Annotated in this window: 18 protein-coding genes; 10 read left to right on the top strand and 8 right to left on the bottom strand. The window is 42.0% G+C overall.

Annotated features, from left to right (window positions below):
- Positions 1-123: 123 nt before the first annotated feature.
- A complete protein-coding gene (thrC, locus tag V7P40_RS01840; protein ID WP_333784268.1) occupies positions 124-1,182 on the top strand; it encodes a threonine synthase in 1,059 nt (352 codons plus the stop codon).
- A gap of 39 nt (positions 1,183-1,221) precedes the next feature.
- A complete protein-coding gene (locus V7P40_RS01835) occupies positions 1,222-4,263 on the top strand; it encodes an efflux RND transporter permease subunit (RefSeq protein WP_333784267.1) in 3,042 nt (1,013 codons plus the stop codon).
- Here the strand turns inward: V7P40_RS01835 and rnhC are convergent.
- Genes rnhC through V7P40_RS01820 form a run of 3 tightly spaced genes read right to left on the bottom strand, consistent with a single transcriptional unit; the run spans position 4,227 to position 5,689 of the window.
- Positions 4,227-5,015, bottom strand: a complete 789-nt coding sequence (gene rnhC / locus V7P40_RS01830) for a ribonuclease HIII (protein WP_333784266.1) — start codon at positions 5,013-5,015, stop codon at positions 4,227-4,229. The genes V7P40_RS01835 and rnhC overlap by 37 nt on opposite strands.
- Before the next feature lie 10 nt (positions 5,016-5,025).
- The gene (locus V7P40_RS01825; protein ID WP_333784265.1) at positions 5,026-5,394 is read right to left on the bottom strand and encodes a hypothetical protein; all 369 of its coding nucleotides are present in this window, start codon (positions 5,392-5,394) and stop codon (positions 5,026-5,028) included.
- Positions 5,327-5,689 (bottom strand): hypothetical protein, encoded by a 363-nt coding sequence (locus V7P40_RS01820; protein ID WP_333784264.1) that lies wholly within the window; start codon positions 5,687-5,689, stop codon positions 5,327-5,329. The genes V7P40_RS01825 and V7P40_RS01820 overlap by 68 nt, the downstream gene beginning before the upstream one ends.
- 57 nt (positions 5,690-5,746) lie before the next feature.
- Here V7P40_RS01820 and nuoE point away from each other — a divergent pair, with 57 nt between their 5' ends.
- The 7 genes from nuoE to V7P40_RS01785 all read left to right on the top strand — a co-directional run bounded on the left by nuoE (position 5,747) and on the right by V7P40_RS01785 (position 13,280).
- Complete coding sequence (gene nuoE / locus V7P40_RS01815; RefSeq protein ID WP_333784263.1) at positions 5,747-6,211, top strand: NADH-quinone oxidoreductase subunit NuoE; 465 nt, start codon at positions 5,747-5,749, stop codon at positions 6,209-6,211.
- Entirely contained in the window at positions 6,186-7,481 is a 1,296-nt protein-coding gene (gene nuoF / locus V7P40_RS01810; RefSeq protein WP_333784262.1) for an NADH-quinone oxidoreductase subunit NuoF, read from the top strand. The genes nuoE and nuoF overlap by 26 nt, the downstream gene beginning before the upstream one ends.
- Entirely contained in the window at positions 7,468-8,754 is a 1,287-nt protein-coding gene (gene glyA / locus V7P40_RS01805) for a serine hydroxymethyltransferase (RefSeq protein WP_333784261.1), read from the top strand. Before nuoF ends, glyA begins: the two co-directional genes overlap by 14 nt.
- Before the next feature lie 84 nt (positions 8,755-8,838).
- Positions 8,839-9,768: a hypothetical protein gene (locus V7P40_RS01800; protein WP_333784260.1), complete on the top strand. Its 930-nt coding sequence runs from the start codon at positions 8,839-8,841 to the stop codon at positions 9,766-9,768.
- A gap of 20 nt (positions 9,769-9,788) precedes the next feature.
- Positions 9,789-11,159 carry an oxygen-independent coproporphyrinogen III oxidase gene (gene hemN / locus V7P40_RS01795; protein ID WP_333784259.1) on the top strand — a complete coding sequence of 457 codons (1,371 nt, stop codon included), beginning with the start codon at positions 9,789-9,791 and terminating at the stop codon, positions 11,157-11,159.
- On the top strand, positions 11,156-12,067 hold the full coding sequence (locus tag V7P40_RS01790) for an oligopeptide/dipeptide ABC transporter ATP-binding protein (RefSeq protein WP_333784258.1): 912 nt from the start codon (positions 11,156-11,158) through the stop codon (positions 12,065-12,067). Before hemN ends, V7P40_RS01790 begins: the two co-directional genes overlap by 4 nt.
- Positions 12,036-13,280, top strand: coding sequence for a hemolysin family protein (locus tag V7P40_RS01785; RefSeq protein ID WP_333784257.1), 1,245 nt, complete (start codon positions 12,036-12,038; stop codon positions 13,278-13,280). The genes V7P40_RS01790 and V7P40_RS01785 overlap by 32 nt, the downstream gene beginning before the upstream one ends.
- Here the strand turns inward: V7P40_RS01785 and V7P40_RS01780 are convergent.
- The 4 genes from V7P40_RS01780 to rplS are packed head-to-tail and all read right to left on the bottom strand — an operon-like array spanning position 13,277 to position 15,336.
- Positions 13,277-13,516 carry a hypothetical protein gene (locus V7P40_RS01780; RefSeq protein WP_333784256.1) on the bottom strand — a complete coding sequence of 80 codons (240 nt, stop codon included), beginning with the start codon at positions 13,514-13,516 and terminating at the stop codon, positions 13,277-13,279. The genes V7P40_RS01785 and V7P40_RS01780 overlap by 4 nt on opposite strands.
- Positions 13,513-14,373, bottom strand: coding sequence for a 16S rRNA (cytosine(1402)-N(4))-methyltransferase RsmH (gene rsmH, locus V7P40_RS01775; RefSeq protein WP_333784255.1), 861 nt, complete (start codon positions 14,371-14,373; stop codon positions 13,513-13,515). The genes V7P40_RS01780 and rsmH overlap by 4 nt, the downstream gene beginning before the upstream one ends.
- Positions 14,351-14,962 (bottom strand): ribonuclease HII, encoded by a 612-nt coding sequence (locus V7P40_RS01770; RefSeq protein ID WP_333784254.1) that lies wholly within the window; start codon positions 14,960-14,962, stop codon positions 14,351-14,353. Before V7P40_RS01770 ends, rsmH begins: the two co-directional genes overlap by 23 nt.
- Positions 14,962-15,336 (bottom strand): 50S ribosomal protein L19, encoded by a 375-nt coding sequence (gene rplS / locus V7P40_RS01765; RefSeq protein ID WP_333784253.1) that lies wholly within the window; start codon positions 15,334-15,336, stop codon positions 14,962-14,964. The genes V7P40_RS01770 and rplS overlap by 1 nt, the downstream gene beginning before the upstream one ends.
- Positions 15,337-15,398: 62 nt before the next feature.
- Here rplS and rsmA point away from each other — a divergent pair, with 62 nt between their 5' ends.
- The gene (gene rsmA, locus V7P40_RS01760) at positions 15,399-16,163 is read left to right on the top strand and encodes a 16S rRNA (adenine(1518)-N(6)/adenine(1519)-N(6))-dimethyltransferase RsmA (RefSeq protein WP_333784252.1); all 765 of its coding nucleotides are present in this window, start codon (positions 15,399-15,401) and stop codon (positions 16,161-16,163) included.
- Here the strand turns inward: rsmA and V7P40_RS01755 are convergent.
- Positions 16,160-16,705, bottom strand: coding sequence for a thermonuclease family protein (locus V7P40_RS01755; RefSeq protein WP_333784251.1), 546 nt, complete (start codon positions 16,703-16,705; stop codon positions 16,160-16,162). The genes rsmA and V7P40_RS01755 overlap by 4 nt on opposite strands.
- Positions 16,706-16,960: the final 255 nt, after the last annotated feature.

Genomic DNA, 16,960 nt, shown 5'->3' with positions numbered 1-16,960 from the left:
TTTCAAAGTGCGGAGCAGGTTAGTTCCCTTAGAGGTTGGGGGGACGGCCCAATGAGGGATTTTTCGAACAACCTCCTGCCGGGAGTTTCCTGAAAACTAATTTATAATTTTCTCTAAGTTTTAATGAATTACTGGCGAGGAATTATTCACCACTATAGGGAATATTTGCCTGTCAGTGACAGGACGCCTGTAATAACTCTTTGTGAAGGAAACACTCCTCTGATAAAGGCAGATAACCTGGCTAAGGAAATCGGTTTTAAGGGAGAAATATACCTAAAGTACGAAGGGCTAAATCCCACTGGGTCTTTCAAGGACAGAGGTATGACCCTTGCCATATCAAAGGCTGTAGAAAGTGGGAAAAAGGCTGTTATATGCGCCTCTACTGGAAATACCTCTGCCTCTGCTGCCGCATACGCTGCCAAAGCTGGGCTAAAGGCCTACGTGCTTCTTCCAAAGGGTGCGGTGGCTCTTGGAAAACTCTCGCAGGCTGTTATCTACGGTGCGGAGGTTTTGGCAATTCAAGGAACTTTTGATGATGCTTTGGAAATAGTCAGGAAGTTAGGGGAGCTTCTTCCAGTAGAAGTGGTCAATTCGGTAAATCCGTACAGGATAGAGGGGCAAAAAACAGGTGCCTTTGAAGTGTGCGATGCGCTGGGATTTGTTCCAGATTATCACTTTATACCAGTGGGGAACGCAGGAAACATAACAGCCTATTGGAAAGGCTACAAAGAGTATTACGAAAGGGGAAAGATTGAAAAACTACCAAAGATGATGGGATGGCAAGCGGAGGGAGCGGCGCCCATAGTTAAAGGCTACCCTATAAAGAATCCTCAGACAATAGCCACTGCTATAAAGATAGGCAATCCTTACAGTTGGCAGTCTGCCCTTCAGGCTTCTAAGGAATCTGGGGGAATGATTGATGCAGTTAGCGATGATGAAATACTACATGCCTATAAGTTGGTGGCTTCTAAAGAAGGTATATTCTGCGAACCAGCATCCGCAGCTTCTGTGGCTGGACTTATAAAACTCTGTAGGGAAGGCTTCTTCCGCGGTGGTGAGGTGGTGGTCTGTACCCTTACCGGCAATGGGCTAAAGGACCCAGACACCGCCATGAAGGTATGCCTACAACCTAAGGTTTTACCACCAGTTTTAGAGGAGGTTCTAAAGGTTATACACGTATAGGGTAAGAACTTACCTCATAAGATATAATAGCAGTCTGTAATGCACAGATTTTTTATTCACAGACCAGTTACATCCTGGATGTTTATGTTTGCCTTCATCCTCTTAGGTCTTTATTCCCTCCGAAACATACCCATAGATAGACTGCCAGACGTGGATTTTCCCACAGTTAGCGTAGTTACCACCTATCCTGGTGCTGATCCTACGGTGGTAGATGTGAACGTAACCAGGGTTATAGAAGAGCAGATATCAACCATTAGCGGTATAGAGTCTATAGTTTCTCAGAGTTTCTCTGGCACATCCAGGATAACTATCACCTTCTCCCTTGAAAAGGATATAGACGTGGCAGCTCAGGAAGTCAGAGACGCGGTCCAGAGGGCTATGAGGAGACTCCCAGAGGGCGTGGATCCTCCCATAGTCAGAAAAGTGGACACATCTTTAGCACCCATACTGGCTATCCTTCTTCACTCAAAGACTGCGGACTATCAGACTTTGGCATACTGGGCTGACAAGATAATAAAGAGGGACTTTGAAAGGATAGATGGGGTCGGGCAGGTGGATTTGGGAGGATTCAGAGACAACGTAATGTGGATAAGGATAGATCCTGAGAAGCTATATTCAAGGAACTTAGCCATTCAGGAAGTTGTGGAAGCGGTTGTCAAAAATCACTTAGATTCACCTGCAGGTGCAATATACGGAAAGGAAAGAGACTACATAATCCGTTTTTACGGGAAGGCAAAGGACGCCAAGGAGCTGGAAAGTATTTTCATAAATCCCAACCTCAGACTTGGGGACATAGGCTACGCGGAGTTTGGGGAGGATGAAAAGAGGGGTATGGCAAGGTACATGGGAGAGCAAGCCATAGCTTTTGTGATTTACAAACAGTCTAAGACAAACACCGTCGCCACTGTGGATAGAGTAAAACAAAGAATGGAAGAGTGGAACAGACAGCTTCCACCTGGTATGAGGATGGACATAACCTTTGATGCCAGCGTGTTTGTCAAAGACAGTGTAAAAGCTGCGTTGGAGGAGATAATCATAGGAAGTCTATTAACTTCCTTAGTGGTTTACTTTTTCCTCGGTAGCGTGAAGCTTACCTTTGTTCCCGTCTTTGCCATACCTGTGGCTCTTTTGGGAACAGTTTTCTTTTTGTATCAGACAGACCAATCTTTGAACACCTTTACCCTTTTGGGTCTTGCTGTGGCGGTAGGCATAGTTATAGATGACGCTATAGTAGTCTTAGAGAGCATCTACAGAAGGCGAAAAGAGGAAAATCTACCTCCTTTAGAGGCAGCAGAAAGAGGCACAAGGGTGGTTATCTTTGCACTGCTTGCTTCAACGGCCTCTTTGATAATCGTATTTATACCGATCATATTCCTAAAGGGTGTGGTAGGCAAGCTCTTTGGGAGTTTTGCCCTGACGTTGGTGGTGGCTATAGCCCTTTCATACCTGGTTGCCATAAGTTTTACGCCTATGGCGGTTTCTAGGTTGGTAGATAAAGTGCCAGTAGAAAACCCTTTCACTAAAGTTTATGCAAAGTTTGAAGGCTACTTTGATAAAGCCCTTAGGTGGTCCTTGGACCACAAAGCTATTGTTATAGGCCTCTCTTTGGTCAGTGTGTTGGCTGGCTTTCAGCTCTTTAGGATGACCAAGAGAGAGTTCTTCCCACTGGTGGATGAGGGTAGGTTTTTGGTTAGGTTTGAAACACCGGTAGGATCGTCCTTTGAATTTACGGAGCAAAAGACGAAAGAGGTTGAGGAGATAATCAGAAAGAATCCATATGTAGACAGGTTTGGCTTAGCTATGGGTCAAGGAGTGGCAGGAAGGCCCACTGTAAACGGTGGTTTAGCCTTTGTTTATCTGGTGGAAAGGGGCAAAAGACCCCATCAAAGACAAGTTATGGAGATGTTAAGGAAAGAATTTGCAAAGTTAAGAGATGTAAAAGTTAGCGTAGAATCAGCGGGCATAATCGGTCCTGCTGGCGGAAGGCAGGTGGATATCCAGTATGTGATTAAAGGTCCAGACATAGAACAGCTTCAGAGTATATCAAACAAGCTTTTGGCGGAATTTAGGGGAAAACCTGGATACAGGGATGTGGATACGGACCTTAGGCTAAATGAGCCACAGGTGCATATAAAAGTTAACCGAGAGAGGCTTGCAGACCTTGGCATAAGTGTGGAGCAAGTGTCTATTACACTAAGGGTACTGTTTGGAAAGCTACAGATAGCAACCTACGAGCTTGGCTCAGAAAGCTACGACCTTTATATAAAGGCTATACCATCCTTTGTGCAGAACCTGGAGAATCTAAAAAAGGTTTATCTGAAAAGCCCCACAGGAGCCTTAGTGCCACTCACTGAGGTGGTGGAGATAGAACAGAGGACTGGATATCAGTACCTGAACAGATACAACAGGCAGTATGCTTTTTCCTTCTTTTCAAACCTATCTGGGGAAAAATCTCTGGCGGATGCAGTAAAGGATCTGGAGGATTGGTTTAAGAGTAATCTTCCTCCTGGCTACACTTACGAAGCCACAGGACAAGCTAAGGAATTTGCCAGAGCCTTTCAAGGCTTGGGCATGGCTTTAATAGCTGCTTTGGTTGGGGTTTATATGGTCCTTGCGTCCTTGTTTGAGAGCTACAGACATCCCTTTACCGTTTTGGTGATGGTGCCTTTGGCTGTAATGGGTGCCTTTGGGCTTTTGTGGCTAACAAACACTTCTTTGAGCGTCCCTTCTTACTTCGGAATAATACTGCTTGTGGGTATCATCGTCAGAGATGCGGTGCTTTTTATAGAGCGGATCATCCAGCTCAGAAAGGAGGGCCTTCCTACCAGAGAGGCTATACTTAACGCAAGAAGGGAAAGGTTAAGGCCTATACTTATGACAACAATAACCATAATATCGGCGTTAATTCCAGTAGCCCTTGGTCTTACTGCCGGCTCAGAGCTTAGAAAGCCTCTTGCCTTGGTGGTTATAGGTGGGATAATTACAGGACTACCTTTGAGTCTTTTCTTGCTTCCCGTGCTTTACGAAATCTTTGACAGGGTTGATTACTTCAGAAAGAAGGCTTTAACGAAGTCCTCGTAGTTCTTCTGATTTAACATTCTTCTGGCTCTTTGCATAACTTCCGAGGAAGCGCCTTTGGGAAGGTCGTAGGTCTTTAGCCAATTTAAAAACTCGTAGCGCGCCTTCATACTTGCACAGGCTACCTCTACTTTTTCTTCTGCCTTGTGTTCAAAGCTTGCCAAACTTCCGAAGGGATTTCGGTGAGAGTAAGCATCTACCGTTATCTTAGCCTGAGGATACTTTTTAAGAACCTCTTTTATAAGCTCTGAGTATCCCCAATCCAGTATGCGGTTAAGGTTTGGCTTTTCCCTGTAGATTTGGTTAAGTTCTTTTGGACTTAAGAGGATACATCTAAACTCCACCAAATTTTCCAACGCCTGAACCTTCCTAAGGAGCTCCTCGTCTTTGATTTTTTTGGAATCTTTTGGTGACAAGCTTAGGACTTTCTCAAAGTTTTCCGGTCTTAAGATGCAACAGCACAGCACCAATGGACCAAAAACGTCCCCTTTCCCCGCCTCATCACATCCAACAACCACATGCTCCAGTTTTATCAAGCCTAAAATCTCTTCTTTTAACCTCTCCGCCTCCTTACCTTGAATAAGAAGAATACCAGAAGCGTAGAAGTTTACGAAGTTATTCTTTCCGTCTGTCATTGATAGGATTGTATTAGCTACATCCCTTTTACAAAAGCCCTTTGACAAGAGAAAACTCACGACCAAATCCCAATACTCTTTTGGAAGCTTTAGGCTGACCTGAGCTTTGCTTGAAGACACGGCAGTAGTATTATAGTCTTCCCATTGCGTTCTGCTTCTTTCCGTAATACCTTCCACCCAGAGTTGTGTAGTTTAGTATCTTTTTTTGATTTCTGATACCTTTTAAGTCTTCTGGAGAGGTTAGCTTTCTTTCCCTACGTCTTCTTATAATCTCCTTTGCAGATGATAGTCTGCGGTGTTTAGTTCTATGGGGAAAAGGTCCCAGTTTAGAAGAGCCCAAGCCTCCTAAGACACTAAAGTAAACTCTGCTCAGCCTGTATTTCTTATGAAGAAAATGGACTACGTTTATTATCTCCTCGTCTTTTTCTCCATCAACACCTGTAATTCTGAAGAAGCCTAAGGTGTATGTAGCCCTTAAAATCGTATTTTTCTTCCGCATTTCCAAATATGCCAGAGGATAAGAATAGACCTTTCACTAAGCCCTTTCTGTAGAGTTCTATAAAACTTTTTGCCAGCTGTTCTGGCGGTATGTAAATCCTAGGAGTATGTTCCCTATCCCTCCTAAAGACGCAGTAAAGACAGTTTTTATCGCACATAGTAGTTTGCATAACTTTAAGTATAGGAACCCTCCCCTTAGGTGTGGAGGCCATGTAGATACATCTTTCCAAGTCCACATCCCCATCCCTTTCAAAGGTCGACAACCAAGATGTTAGAACGCGCAATTGAAATTTCACGCTAAACTTCTCAATCTGTTCTTTATCTGAAAACAGAATTATAATTTTATTTCTAACATGCTACCTGTTGAGATTGAACAAAGATTAGAAGCGTATGCAAATTATTTCCCAAAAAGGGAACAGGCTATACTGCTTTGTCTGCATGAAGTACAAGATTTTTATGGGAATATTCCTTCTTTTGCCTTAGAGAGAATAGCTCAGATCTTGAACCTTCCACTGAACCACGTGGAGAATGTGGTGTCTTTCTACGACATGTTTGACAGAGGCCAGCCTGCCAAACACAGAATAAGGGTCTGCGTTAGTATAGTTTGCAATCTGATGGAGAAGAAGAAGCTTTTGGACGCTATAAGGAAATACTTAGGAATAGGCGTGGGAGAGGTTAGCAAGGATGGTAAGTTTAAACTCATAGCCGTTCAGTGCTTAGGTGCCTGTTCTGAAGCACCAGTTTTCATGGTGGATAACGACACTTACAAATTTGAAAGCGAGGAGAAGCTCTATGAGATCCTATCCAAATACACCTAACATTTATGCAGAAACGACTTTAAACCTACTTCTTAGAAGAGCCAAAAAGCCAAAAGTCCATACCATAGAGGATTACCTAAAGGATGGGGGATACCAAGCATTAGAAAAAGCTCTTAATATGAGTCCAGAGGAGATAATAGATTGGGTGGATAAAAGCCAACTCAGAGGCAGAGGTGGTGCAGGTTTTCCCACGGGTAAAAAGTGGAAGTTTGCTGTCCAGAATCCAGCGCCTAGGTATTTAATATGCAACGCAGACGAATCTGAACCGGGCACCTTCAAAGACAGAATACTCATAGAGAGAGATCCCCATCTGCTCATAGAGGGTATGATAATATCCGCATACGCTATAGGTGCAAACCAGGCTTTCATATACATAAGGGGTGAATATCCTGCGGGATATTACATACTCAGGGACGCCATAGAAGAAGCAAAGGCTAAGGGCTTTTTGGGTAAAAACATACTAAACTCTGGCTTTGACCTTGAAATATACGTAGCAAGGGGTGCGGGTGCTTACATCTGTGGGGAGGAAAGTGCTTTGATAGAGTCTTTGGAAGGGAAGAGGGGTTTTCCCAGGATAAAGCCACCCTATCCAGTCCAGTATGGACTCTTTGGAAGACCCACAGTAGTCAATAACGTAGAAACTCTTTGCAACATACCGTTGATAGTCAGCATGGGCTGGGAAGAATACAGATACATAGGACCGAGTGACTATCCGGGACCAAAGCTCTTTCCGGTTAGCGGAAAGGTTAAAAAGCCCGGCGTTTACGAGCTTCCTATGAACACCACCCTTAGGGAGGTTATATACAAGTATGCTGGCGGAACCATAGGAAACAAAAAGGTTAAGGCTGTGTTTTCTGGAGCCTTAGATTGTTTTTCTGCCGAGGAGCTGGATACACCCATGGACTACTCTCCCTTTGGTTTTGGTGGCACTGGAACAGTTATAGTACTAACTGAAGAGGATGATATAGTCAGGGCATGCTTGGACATAGCCGAATTTTACGCTCACGAAAGCTGTGGTCAATGCACCCCATGCAGGGTAGGAACACATGAACAGGTTTATCTCTTAAAAAAGATCGTTGAAGGGAAAGCTGTAGAAAGGGATTGGGAAGGGTTTAATTTTGTAAATCAGCACATACAGCCAACATCTATATGCGGTTTGGGTGCGGTGGCAGGCAGGCTCATCAGACAAGCTATGCAAAAGTTTCCCAAAGATTGGGAAAATTACCTTAGCAAGCTAAAAAAAGAGGAGGTTGTTTATGGAACATCTTAAAAAGACAGATCCAGAGATTTACAGGGTTGTGGTAAAGGAATACGAAAGACAGTTCTACCATCTGGAGATGATAGCTTCAGAGAACTTCACATCCCTCGCAGTTATGGAAGCTCAAGGGTCTGTTCTGACGAACAAGTACGCGGAAGGATTGCCCGGTAAAAGATACTACGGCGGTTGTGAATGGGTGGACGAGGCGGAAAGGTTGGCTATAGAGAGAGTTAAAAAACTTTACGGTGCAGAGCATGCCAACGTCCAACCCCACTCTGGAAGTCAGGCAAACATGGCAGTTTACATGGCTGTTCTCAAACCAGGGGATACTATCCTTGGAATGGACTTAGCTCACGGCGGACACCTCACCCACGGGGTTAAGGTAAACTTTTCAGGAAAGCTCTATAATGCCATATACTACGGCGTAAACCCAGAGACAGAGCTCATAGACTACGATCAGGTCTACAGGCTTGCAAAAGAGTATAAGCCTAAGATGATCGTGGGGGGTGCGTCAGCTTATCCGAGGGTAATAGACTGGGAAAAGCTTGCGGAGATAGCTCAAGAGGTGGGAGCGTACCTGATGGTCGATATGGCCCACTATTCTGGGCTTATTGCAGGTGGGGTTTATCCAAACCCAGTCCCTTATGCCCACTTTGTAACATCCACCACCCACAAAACTTTAAGAGGTCCAAGAAGTGGGTTTATACTCTGTAGGCAGGAGTTTGCAAAGGAGATAGACAAGTCAGTATTCCCAGGCATCCAAGGTGGTCCATTAATGCACGTGATCGCAGCAAAGGCGGTAGCTTTTAAAGAAGCTATGACGGAAGAATTTAAAGCCTATGCCAGACAGGTGGTTCTAAACGCAAAGGCACTGGCAGAAGAATTGCAAAGGGAGGGATTTAAAATAGTTACAGGGGGAACAGATAGCCATATAGTGCTTGTGGATTTAAGAAACACCGGACTTACGGGCAAACAGGTGGAAGATGCCTTAGGAAAAGCTAACATAACTGTAAATAAAAACGCAGTTCCCTTTGATCCACTACCACCCACAAAAACGAGCGGTATAAGGTTGGGCACTGCAGCTTTAACCACGAGGGGTATGAAGGAAGAGGAGATGAAGCTCATAGCAAGGCTCATATCTCAGGTTGTAAAAAACTTGGAAGATGAAAGTGTTATAGAAAGGGTTAAGAGCCAAGTTTTAGAGCTCTGCGAGCAATATCCTTTGTATCCAGAATTAAGAGAAGATCTCCATGAGTTTTTTAATAACAAAACAGCCCATCTTTGACAAAAAGGGCAATATAGTAGCATACGAGGTATACCTTAAGAAGTTCCTTATAACAGAGCCGCTTACATAATAATAGAAATTCTAATGGAGCATGGTGTTAATAAAATAGGTGAAGGCAAGAGAATCATGTTAAATGTATCCATAGACTCTCTTCTTAATAAAGCTCTTGAAAATCTGCCCCCAGAAAAGCTGATATTTGAGCTGGTACCATCTCAGATACAAATAGGATCTGTTGTTATAAACCAGGCGCTTAAAAGCGCACAGAAATTTAAAGAAGCCGGAATACTGGTAGCTGCATCCTACGATATTCTTTTGAAAGACTCCTATCAACAATTTGTTGAAGAAGCCTTTCTTATAACCGTAGATTTTCGCCATCTGACTGATCCAAAGGTGACAAGCTTAAAGGCTAAAGGCAAAAAACTGCTAATTACAAAAATAGAAAATGAGAAAGAGTACAGTAAAGCGCTTGAAATTGGAGATTTTTTTCAAGGCAATTACTTAGAGTCGCCTTATGTTTTAAAAGAATTCGAAATAGCGCCCTATTTGAAAAATACTTTAGTAAGACTAATAGCTATGCTACTCTTTTTACTTGCCATGAATGATTACATAATCGCAGAAAACCCTAACCTTTGGAAGAAAGCTCTAACAAGGGCTTTCTTGGCAAGCGAGATGGCAAGGCGTATAATACCAGATTTAGAAAGTGCAGCCTACCTCATGGGACTTTTCTCGCTTATAGATGAAATTTTGAGAATTGATAAGATAAGGTTTCTGAAGGAAGTTAATATAGATAAGGTAATATTGGATGGATATACTGGTAAACATAAAAAACTAAGGGAGTTACTTGATTTTGCTTCTCAGCTGGAGGAAAAGTATTCAATTATTCAATCTTCGGAAGATCATTACGACTCTCCTATGCTAACCAACATAGAAAAGGTCAGTGGGATACATAGATTGGAACTTCTTCAGATGACAAGGGATGCTTACGAGAAAGCAGAATATGTTTTAAACCTTTAAAGGCATAAATTAATAAACTTATGAGAACGATTTTTAACAAAGAGCTAATAGAGAAGTATGATAAACCTGGACCAAGATACACAAGCTATCCGCCTGCCACAGAGTTTAACGCTGGGGTTGGAAAAGAGGATTATAAGAAAAAACTGCTGGAGAGCAATGGCAAGAAAAGACCGCTTTCTATTTACGTGCACATTCCCTTCTGCGAGAGTGCTTGCTGGTTTTGTGGTTGCAACGTGATCATATCCCATAGGAAAGATGTATCCAGAAGATACTTAAATTACGTATATAAAGAGATAGATCTCGTCAGTCAGTATCTTGACTTATCTAGACCTGTGGTCCAGCTTCATTGGGGCGGTGGCACTCCAAACTTTTTGACCAACGATGAAATGAGGGAGCTATACACTAAGCTAAGTCAGGCCTTCCTTATAGATAAAGAGGGTGAGATAAGCATAGAAATAGACCCGAGGTATCTTTCTGAAGGTCAGTTAGAGACAATAAAAGAGTTGGGTTTTAACAGAGTAAGCATGGGACTGCAAGACTTGGACGAAGATGTGCAAAGGGCAATAAACAGAATACAGCCAGAATCTCTGATGAGAGATGTTATGAAGAGATTAAGAGATCTTGGCTTTAAAAGCATAAACATAGACCTCATATACGGACTTCCTTATCAAACACCAGAAAAGTTTAAAAGGACCATAGAGAAAACCATAGAGCTTGACCCAGACAGAGTGGCAGTTTATAACTTTGCCTACGTGCCCTGGCTAAAGCCCCTGCAAAGGAAAATAGACCCAAATACCTTACCCCCTCCAGAAGACAAACTGACCATATTAGAAATGACCATAGAACTCTTTCAGAAAGCAGGTTATCTATACATTGGTATGGATCATTTTGCAAAGCCGGAGGACGAACTATCCTTAGCCCAACAAAATGGAACCCTTTGGAGAAACTTTCAAGGATATACTACCAAAAAGGGCGTGGACCTAATTGGTATAGGTGCCACATCCATAGGCATGCTACACGATGCTTACTTTCAGAACTATAAAACAATAAGAGAATACTATTTAGCTTTGGATCAGGGGGACCTTCCCACCATGAGGGGGTACCTGTTAAACCAAGAGGATCTGATTAGAAGAGAGGTTATCATGGACCTTATGTGCAACTTCCGATGCGATTTTGATAAGATAGAAAAAACCTTTGGCATATCCTTTGAAGATCACTTTGAGGAGGAGCTTCTCAAGCTTAGGGATATGGAAAAGGACGGGCTTTTGGAGATTAAAGACAGATCCATAAGAGTATTGCCGGTGGGACGCCTTTTAATAAGAAACATAGCCATGGTCTTTGATCAATACTTACCAAAGAAGAAAGAATTTAGCTTTTCCAGAACAATATGAATCTTTTGTCCATCCAAAACATAAGCAAGGCATACAGGTTGTATGTGGGTCCTTTTAAAACCAAAGATTTTTTCGCCCTCAGGGATGTTAGTTTACAAGTTAAAGCTGGAGAAATATTGGCTTTGGTGGGAGAGTCTGGCTCTGGAAAAACTACTTTGGGAAAGCTCGTTTTAAGGTTGGAAAAACCCACGAAAGGTAAAATTCTTTTTGATGGTGTAGAAATTTCAAACTTTGGCAAGGAGTACACACGCTACGTTTCTGTGGTCTTTCAAGATCCAGCTTCTTCTTTAAATCCACGTATGAGTGTAAAAGAAACATTGGAGGAACCTTTAATAGTTCATGGATACAAAGGAAGAGGGGAAAGAATTCTAAATGTTCTTTTAGAGGCTGGTTTAAGTGAAGAGTATCTACACAGGAAAACCTATCAATTGTCTGGGGGTCAAAAGCAAAGAGTTGCCATAGCAAGGGCTACTGTGTTGGGACCAAAGCTTTTAGTGGCTGATGAACCAACTGCTTCTTTAGATGCAAGTCTCAGAAGAGGTATTCTCGAGCTCTTTTTAAAGCTGAAGCTGAAGGGTGTGTCTGTCCTTTTGATAACGCACGATATAAGGTCTGTGGAGTACGTTGCAGATAGAGTGGCAGTCCTGTATAAAGGCAGACTTTTAGAGTTGGGGACAAAGGAGCAGGTTTTGAAAACACCTCTACATCCATATACTAAGTATCTTATACAGAACATACCCGCAGAGCATCCTTCCCAGAGAAAAACTATACAAGCTTTTGAATTGGAAACTCATACAGAAGAGGCTTGTCCCTTTTATCCTCTGTGCGAGCATAGGATGGAAGAATGCAGGACAGAACTAAAGGAGGCATTCATAGATGGAAGGCTCGTTCTTTGTAATATATACTGAGCTGGCTCTGTTTATATTCCTTTTATATCTTTCTGGTTTCTTTTCCTCGTCAGAGGTGGTCTTTTTTGGTGCTAATCGGTATCTTCTGAAGAAATACTCCGGAAACAGACTCTATAACTTAGCAAATAAACTTCTTTCAAAACCTCGCGAAGTTTTGCTATCTATCCTTATAGGAAATGAAGTAGTCAATGTGCTCCTTTCAGCTTATGGAACAAAGTTATTCGTATCGCGCTTTGGAGAGGGTGGAGCTACCCTTTCTGCGTTGCTTGTAAGTTTTCTGATATTTATCTTTGGTGAAGTTTTACCAAAAAACATAGTTTTACACTTTGCCACACGTTTATCCTTGTTTTATTCAGTACCTTTCTACTTAATACATACCTTACTTTATCCTCTGAGAGTTCTATTCAGTAGGTCAGTCCGTAATCTTTTACCTATGACCGATGGAGACGAGGGTGTGGATAAAGAAAGTGTCTTTTGGGATATATTTGACATGGGTTATGGAAAGGGATTGTTCAGTGAAGAAGAAAAAAAGATGGTAGAAAAGGCTATGTCTATAAAAGAAACTACAGCTAAGGAGATTATGACGCCAAGACCAGACCTTTTCCTATTGGACGAAGAAAAAACTGTGCAAGAAGTATATCCAGAAATCATAGAAAGAAAGCACAGCAGAATTCCAGTGTATTCCCAAAGTCCGGACAACATCACCGGTATTGTTCTTGTAAAAGAACTTGTTCCTTTTGAAGAAAACCTAAACAAAAGGTTAAAAGAATTCAAAAAAGAACCGCTGATCGTTCCTGAGGTAATGACCTTGAGAGATTTAATAGTAGAGATGCGTATAAATAACTCTCAAATGGTTATCGTGGTGGGTGAGCACGGTGAGCTTGCCGGTATAATAACCATAGGAGATATACTTGAGTTTCTCTTTGAAGAATTCCCAGAGAGTTGGGAAGAGGACTTTCAGCAAGTTGGCAAGGGAGTTTATAAGATTTACGGTTGGGTCGATGTGGAAACTGTTTCCAAAAGGCTAGGGATTGAACTCCCAGAAGATTATGAATATGACACAATTGGGGGCTTTGTTATGAAAAACCTCGCCAAAGTTCCAGAAGAGGGGGATGAGTTTGAATACGGCGGATATAAATTCGTGGTAGATAAAATGGAAGGCAACAGGGTAATAAGTCTACTGGCATTAACTTTGGAAGAGCAAAGAGTTTAGTCCATTAAACTTACCTTCTCCCAGATTATGGGAATAAAACCTCTTTCCTTTGTCCATTTCTTTGCTTCTGGGTAGTTTACTACGTTTAAATACTTTACTCTTAAGGATAGGTTTTTTTCCGACTCTTTTTTCAATTCCGCAATTTTGCTGACGTATTCCTTAGCCACTTTTATAGAATAGGCGGAATAAAGAAGATTCAAAGCTATAAGCATGAGTGAGAAAATAATATACTTCATATCTTCACCCCCGCTCTTAGTTTAGCACTTCTGCTTGCTGGGTTTTGCATTACTTCCTCCCTTTTTGGAGTTATCGGCTTTTTTGTGAGTATCTTAAACTGATTGGAGTGTTCTTTGAAAAAATTTTTTACTATCCTATCTTCAAGGGAATGGAAGGATATAACTACTAACCTACCACCACTTCTTAAATAGGCTGGCACTTTTTCCAAAGCTATTTTTAAATGTTCCAACTCCCTATTTACCTCTATTCTTATAGCCTGAAACACTTTTGTGGCGGGATGGATTTTCCCACGCCTTTTCAAGACTGAAAGTACTATATCCGCAAGCTCTTTAGTAGTTTCTATGGGTTTTTTACTCCTCTGCAGGACTATAGCTTTGGCAATAGCTTTTGCTTTTTTTTCTTCCCCATACTCCCTTATTATTCTCTCCAATTCCTTTTCTGAATATCTGTTGATCACCTCATAGGCTGTTAGTCTATCCTCTGGATCCATTCTCATGTCCAACGGATCATCCCTATGGAAAGAAAAACCCCTTGGGCTTTTCAGCTGATACATGGATACACCCAGGTCAAACAAAAAACCATCAACCAATGTTATACCCTCCTCTTCTAAAACTAAGTCAAAATCGGAATAATTGGCTTTGTATAGGCTAAATCTTCTTTCAAACTCCTTTAGGTTTTCCTTTGCAATTTCTAAGGCAAAAGGATCCCTGTCTATACCTATGAGAAATGCCTGTGGGTTTTTCTGCAGTACTCTTTTTGCATGCCCCCCAAGCCCTACGGTGCAATCTACAAAGAGCTTTCCACCACCCCCCAAAAGCAAATCTGTAGCTTCTTCAAGAAGAACGGGTTTGTGCATACATATCCATCTGCTTTATAGGCATAAAGCTCTTTCTGTGTATTGGGGTCGGTTTATACTTTCCAAGCTTTTCGATGTGTTCCTTAGTTGGATAGCCTTTGTTTTTTTGAAAGTTAAATTGAGGGAAGAGCTGATGATAATGATCCATAATTTTGTCCCTTAGTACCTTTGCTACTACAGATGCACACGCACAGCTAAGACTCTTTTCATCCCCTTTTGTTAGAGGTATGCAGTTATAGTTTTCTAACCTAACATGGTCTGTGATCACTACATCAAACTTAGTTTTTAGATCCTGCAGAGCCCTTTCCATCGCCAATTTTGTAGCTTTTAGGATGTTTAGCCTATCAATTACCACGCTATCCACTACGGCTGTGCCTATAGCCAAAGCTATCTGCTTTATGTATTCGTACGCTTCTTCTCTCTCCTTCTTAGACATATTTTTTGAATCGCCCTTTAAGAAATTTTCTGTAAAAGGGGGAATAATTATCGCACAGGCGACTACAGGACCTGCCAGGGGACCCCTTCCTGCCTCGTCTACACCCGCCACTATTAGTCCTTTTTCCCATAAAGGAAGTTCCCAGTTTAGCATTATTTTTTCTTTATTTCCCAAGCTTTTATTTCCTTGACCTTACCAAGTGCCTCCTTACCCCTATACTTTCTAAGGAAGTAGAGCTTTGCCCTACGTACTTTACCGTACTTAACAAGCTCTATCTTCTCAATGTTAGAGCTGTAATATGGGAACGTTCTTTCAATACCTACACCATACGATTCTTTACGAACTGTAAAGGTCTTGCCCAGGCCGGACCCCCTTATTCTTATCACCACACCCTCAAAAGGCTGTATTCTCTCTTTATCCCCTTCAACTATTTTGTAGTAAACTCTGACTGTATTTCCTACCTTTAGCTCCGGATACTCTTTGGCTGGAGTGTATATTTTTTCTATCTCCTGTACTAAACTACTCATGGCTTTACCTCCGCGTTTGAAGATATTTATTATAACACAACCTAAGGTCTAAACTTGATAAAATGCTAAAACTTAGAAGGAGAGTTAAAGTGCGCCTAAAAAAGCGCTATGGACAGCATTTGTTAATTTCAGCAGGCGTGGCTAAGAAAATCTTGGACGTGGCGGAGTTGGGAGATGGAGATATAGTAGTAGAGATAGGTCCAGGTACTGGAAGCCTAACAAAAGAGATTTTAAAAACTCCTATCAAAGAACTCCACTGCATAGAAATAGACCCAGAGATGATCAGCGAATTAAAAAAGTTGGAAGATGAAAGGCTAAGGATCCATCAAGCGGACGCTTCAGAGTTCGATTACTGCGAACTTGGAAAGGAACTAATACTCTTGGGAAATCTACCCTACAACGTGGCAAGCCTTATAATTGAAAAAACAGTATTCTGTCACCATTGTGTAAAGCTGGCGGTCTTTATGGTCCAAAAGGAAGTTGCGGAGAAGCTCATAAAGTGCTCTTCTTGGCTTGGTTGTTTTGTAAATACTCTTTTCCAAACCAACTACGTTATGACAGTGCCACCCAGATTTTTCCTACCCCCACCAAAGGTTCAATCTGCGGTTATAAAGCTTGTCAGAAAGGAAAATAAAACAGAGATAGATCTAAAGAAATACAAAGCCTTTCTGACTACGCTCTTTTCCTTCAGAAGAAAAACTCTAAGGAATAAGTTTACGGAGGATCTGCTACAAAAAGCTTTAATAGATCCTCTAAAAAGGGTTGAAGAATTGTCCTTGGAAGAAATACAAAGACTGTTCTTTGTATATCAGCTGGAGGGAGCTTAGGGTCTTCTTGTGCCCCAAAATCCCTTTCCTTCTTGCATAGCTCTTTTTTGAGCTTTCAGAAGTCTCTCTTGATATTTTACGTTTGGCGGTATAGTGTAAACCTGTGCCATCCCTTCCATTACCAACAGTTCGTTAATCATTCTACCATCCTTTAGCCACACGTAAGCTAAGACCCTACCGTACCTATCTGTAGGTTGGACATCCTGTTCCAGATAGACTACCTCTCCCTTCGGCAACAACTTCTTTGTATATTCTTTAGCCTCTTCTCCCATCTTTATGATCTCTTCCCTACTCAATCCGGTCCTATCTACATCCTTTTCCAACTTAGGACTTTCCCTAGTTTCTGGAGTATCCACTCCTATCATCCTAACCTTTATCTCTTCTCCATTTTTTAAGGTGCATGTAAAAGTGTCTCCGTCTATAACCCTTACCACACGACAGGGTGTTTTGTTTTTAACTTCTCCCTTATCCGCTTGTACGTCTTTGCTGCATGAATAAGATAACAGTAAAAACAAAATGGAGAAAAATAAAAGCGCTCTCATCTGGCTTTGTCCAGCTTTGCTCAACAATTCACCCGGTATTCCCGAGTGATGCCCCCGCAAACAGAGCGGGAACTAACGAACTTGTCCGCTCCCCTACGCCAGCCACATCTCCTCAGAACTTGCCAAAGACTTTGACTGGTTTTACCCAGTCCCTGTTTTGGATTCCTTCCCTTGGCTCCCTCACGGAAACTTGGCTCGCTCTGAGGGTTTTTAACAAACATCATATTTTAGTATAACACAGCTTTGGGGTTATAA

Origin of the sequence: Thermocrinis sp. (assembly GCF_036781485.1) — a bacterium.
Lineage (GTDB): Bacteria > Aquificota > Aquificia > Aquificales > Aquificaceae > Thermocrinis.
Note: the sequence above shows the minus strand (reverse complement) of the source record. Positions and strands in the feature narration are given on the sequence as shown.

Excerpts from the sequence above, each read along its gene's own strand:
- thrC (WP_333784268.1), top strand. The coding sequence starts at position 124 with ATGAATTACTGGCGAGGAATTATTCACCACTATAGGGAATATTTGCCT.
- V7P40_RS01835 (WP_333784267.1), top strand. The coding sequence starts at position 1,222 with ATGCACAGATTTTTTATTCACAGACCAGTTACATCCTGGATGTTTATG.
- V7P40_RS01825 (WP_333784265.1), bottom strand. The coding sequence starts at position 5,394 with ATGCGGAAGAAAAATACGATTTTAAGGGCTACATACACCTTAGGCTTC.
- nuoE (WP_333784263.1), top strand. The coding sequence starts at position 5,747 with ATGCTACCTGTTGAGATTGAACAAAGATTAGAAGCGTATGCAAATTAT.
- nuoF (WP_333784262.1), top strand. The coding sequence starts at position 6,186 with ATGAGATCCTATCCAAATACACCTAACATTTATGCAGAAACGACTTTA.
- glyA (WP_333784261.1), top strand. The coding sequence starts at position 7,468 with ATGGAACATCTTAAAAAGACAGATCCAGAGATTTACAGGGTTGTGGTA.
- V7P40_RS01800 (WP_333784260.1), top strand. The coding sequence starts at position 8,839 with ATGGAGCATGGTGTTAATAAAATAGGTGAAGGCAAGAGAATCATGTTA.
- hemN (WP_333784259.1), top strand. The coding sequence starts at position 9,789 with ATGAGAACGATTTTTAACAAAGAGCTAATAGAGAAGTATGATAAACCT.
- V7P40_RS01790 (WP_333784258.1), top strand. The coding sequence starts at position 11,156 with ATGAATCTTTTGTCCATCCAAAACATAAGCAAGGCATACAGGTTGTAT.
- V7P40_RS01785 (WP_333784257.1), top strand. The coding sequence starts at position 12,036 with ATGGAAGGCTCGTTCTTTGTAATATATACTGAGCTGGCTCTGTTTATA.
- V7P40_RS01780 (WP_333784256.1), bottom strand. The coding sequence starts at position 13,516 with ATGAAGTATATTATTTTCTCACTCATGCTTATAGCTTTGAATCTTCTT.
- rsmH (WP_333784255.1), bottom strand. The coding sequence starts at position 14,373 with ATGCACAAACCCGTTCTTCTTGAAGAAGCTACAGATTTGCTTTTGGGG.
- V7P40_RS01770 (WP_333784254.1), bottom strand. The coding sequence starts at position 14,962 with ATGCTAAACTGGGAACTTCCTTTATGGGAAAAAGGACTAATAGTGGCG.
- rplS (WP_333784253.1), bottom strand. The coding sequence starts at position 15,336 with ATGAGTAGTTTAGTACAGGAGATAGAAAAAATATACACTCCAGCCAAA.
- rsmA (WP_333784252.1), top strand. The coding sequence starts at position 15,399 with ATGCTAAAACTTAGAAGGAGAGTTAAAGTGCGCCTAAAAAAGCGCTAT.
- V7P40_RS01755 (WP_333784251.1), bottom strand. The coding sequence starts at position 16,705 with ATGAGAGCGCTTTTATTTTTCTCCATTTTGTTTTTACTGTTATCTTAT.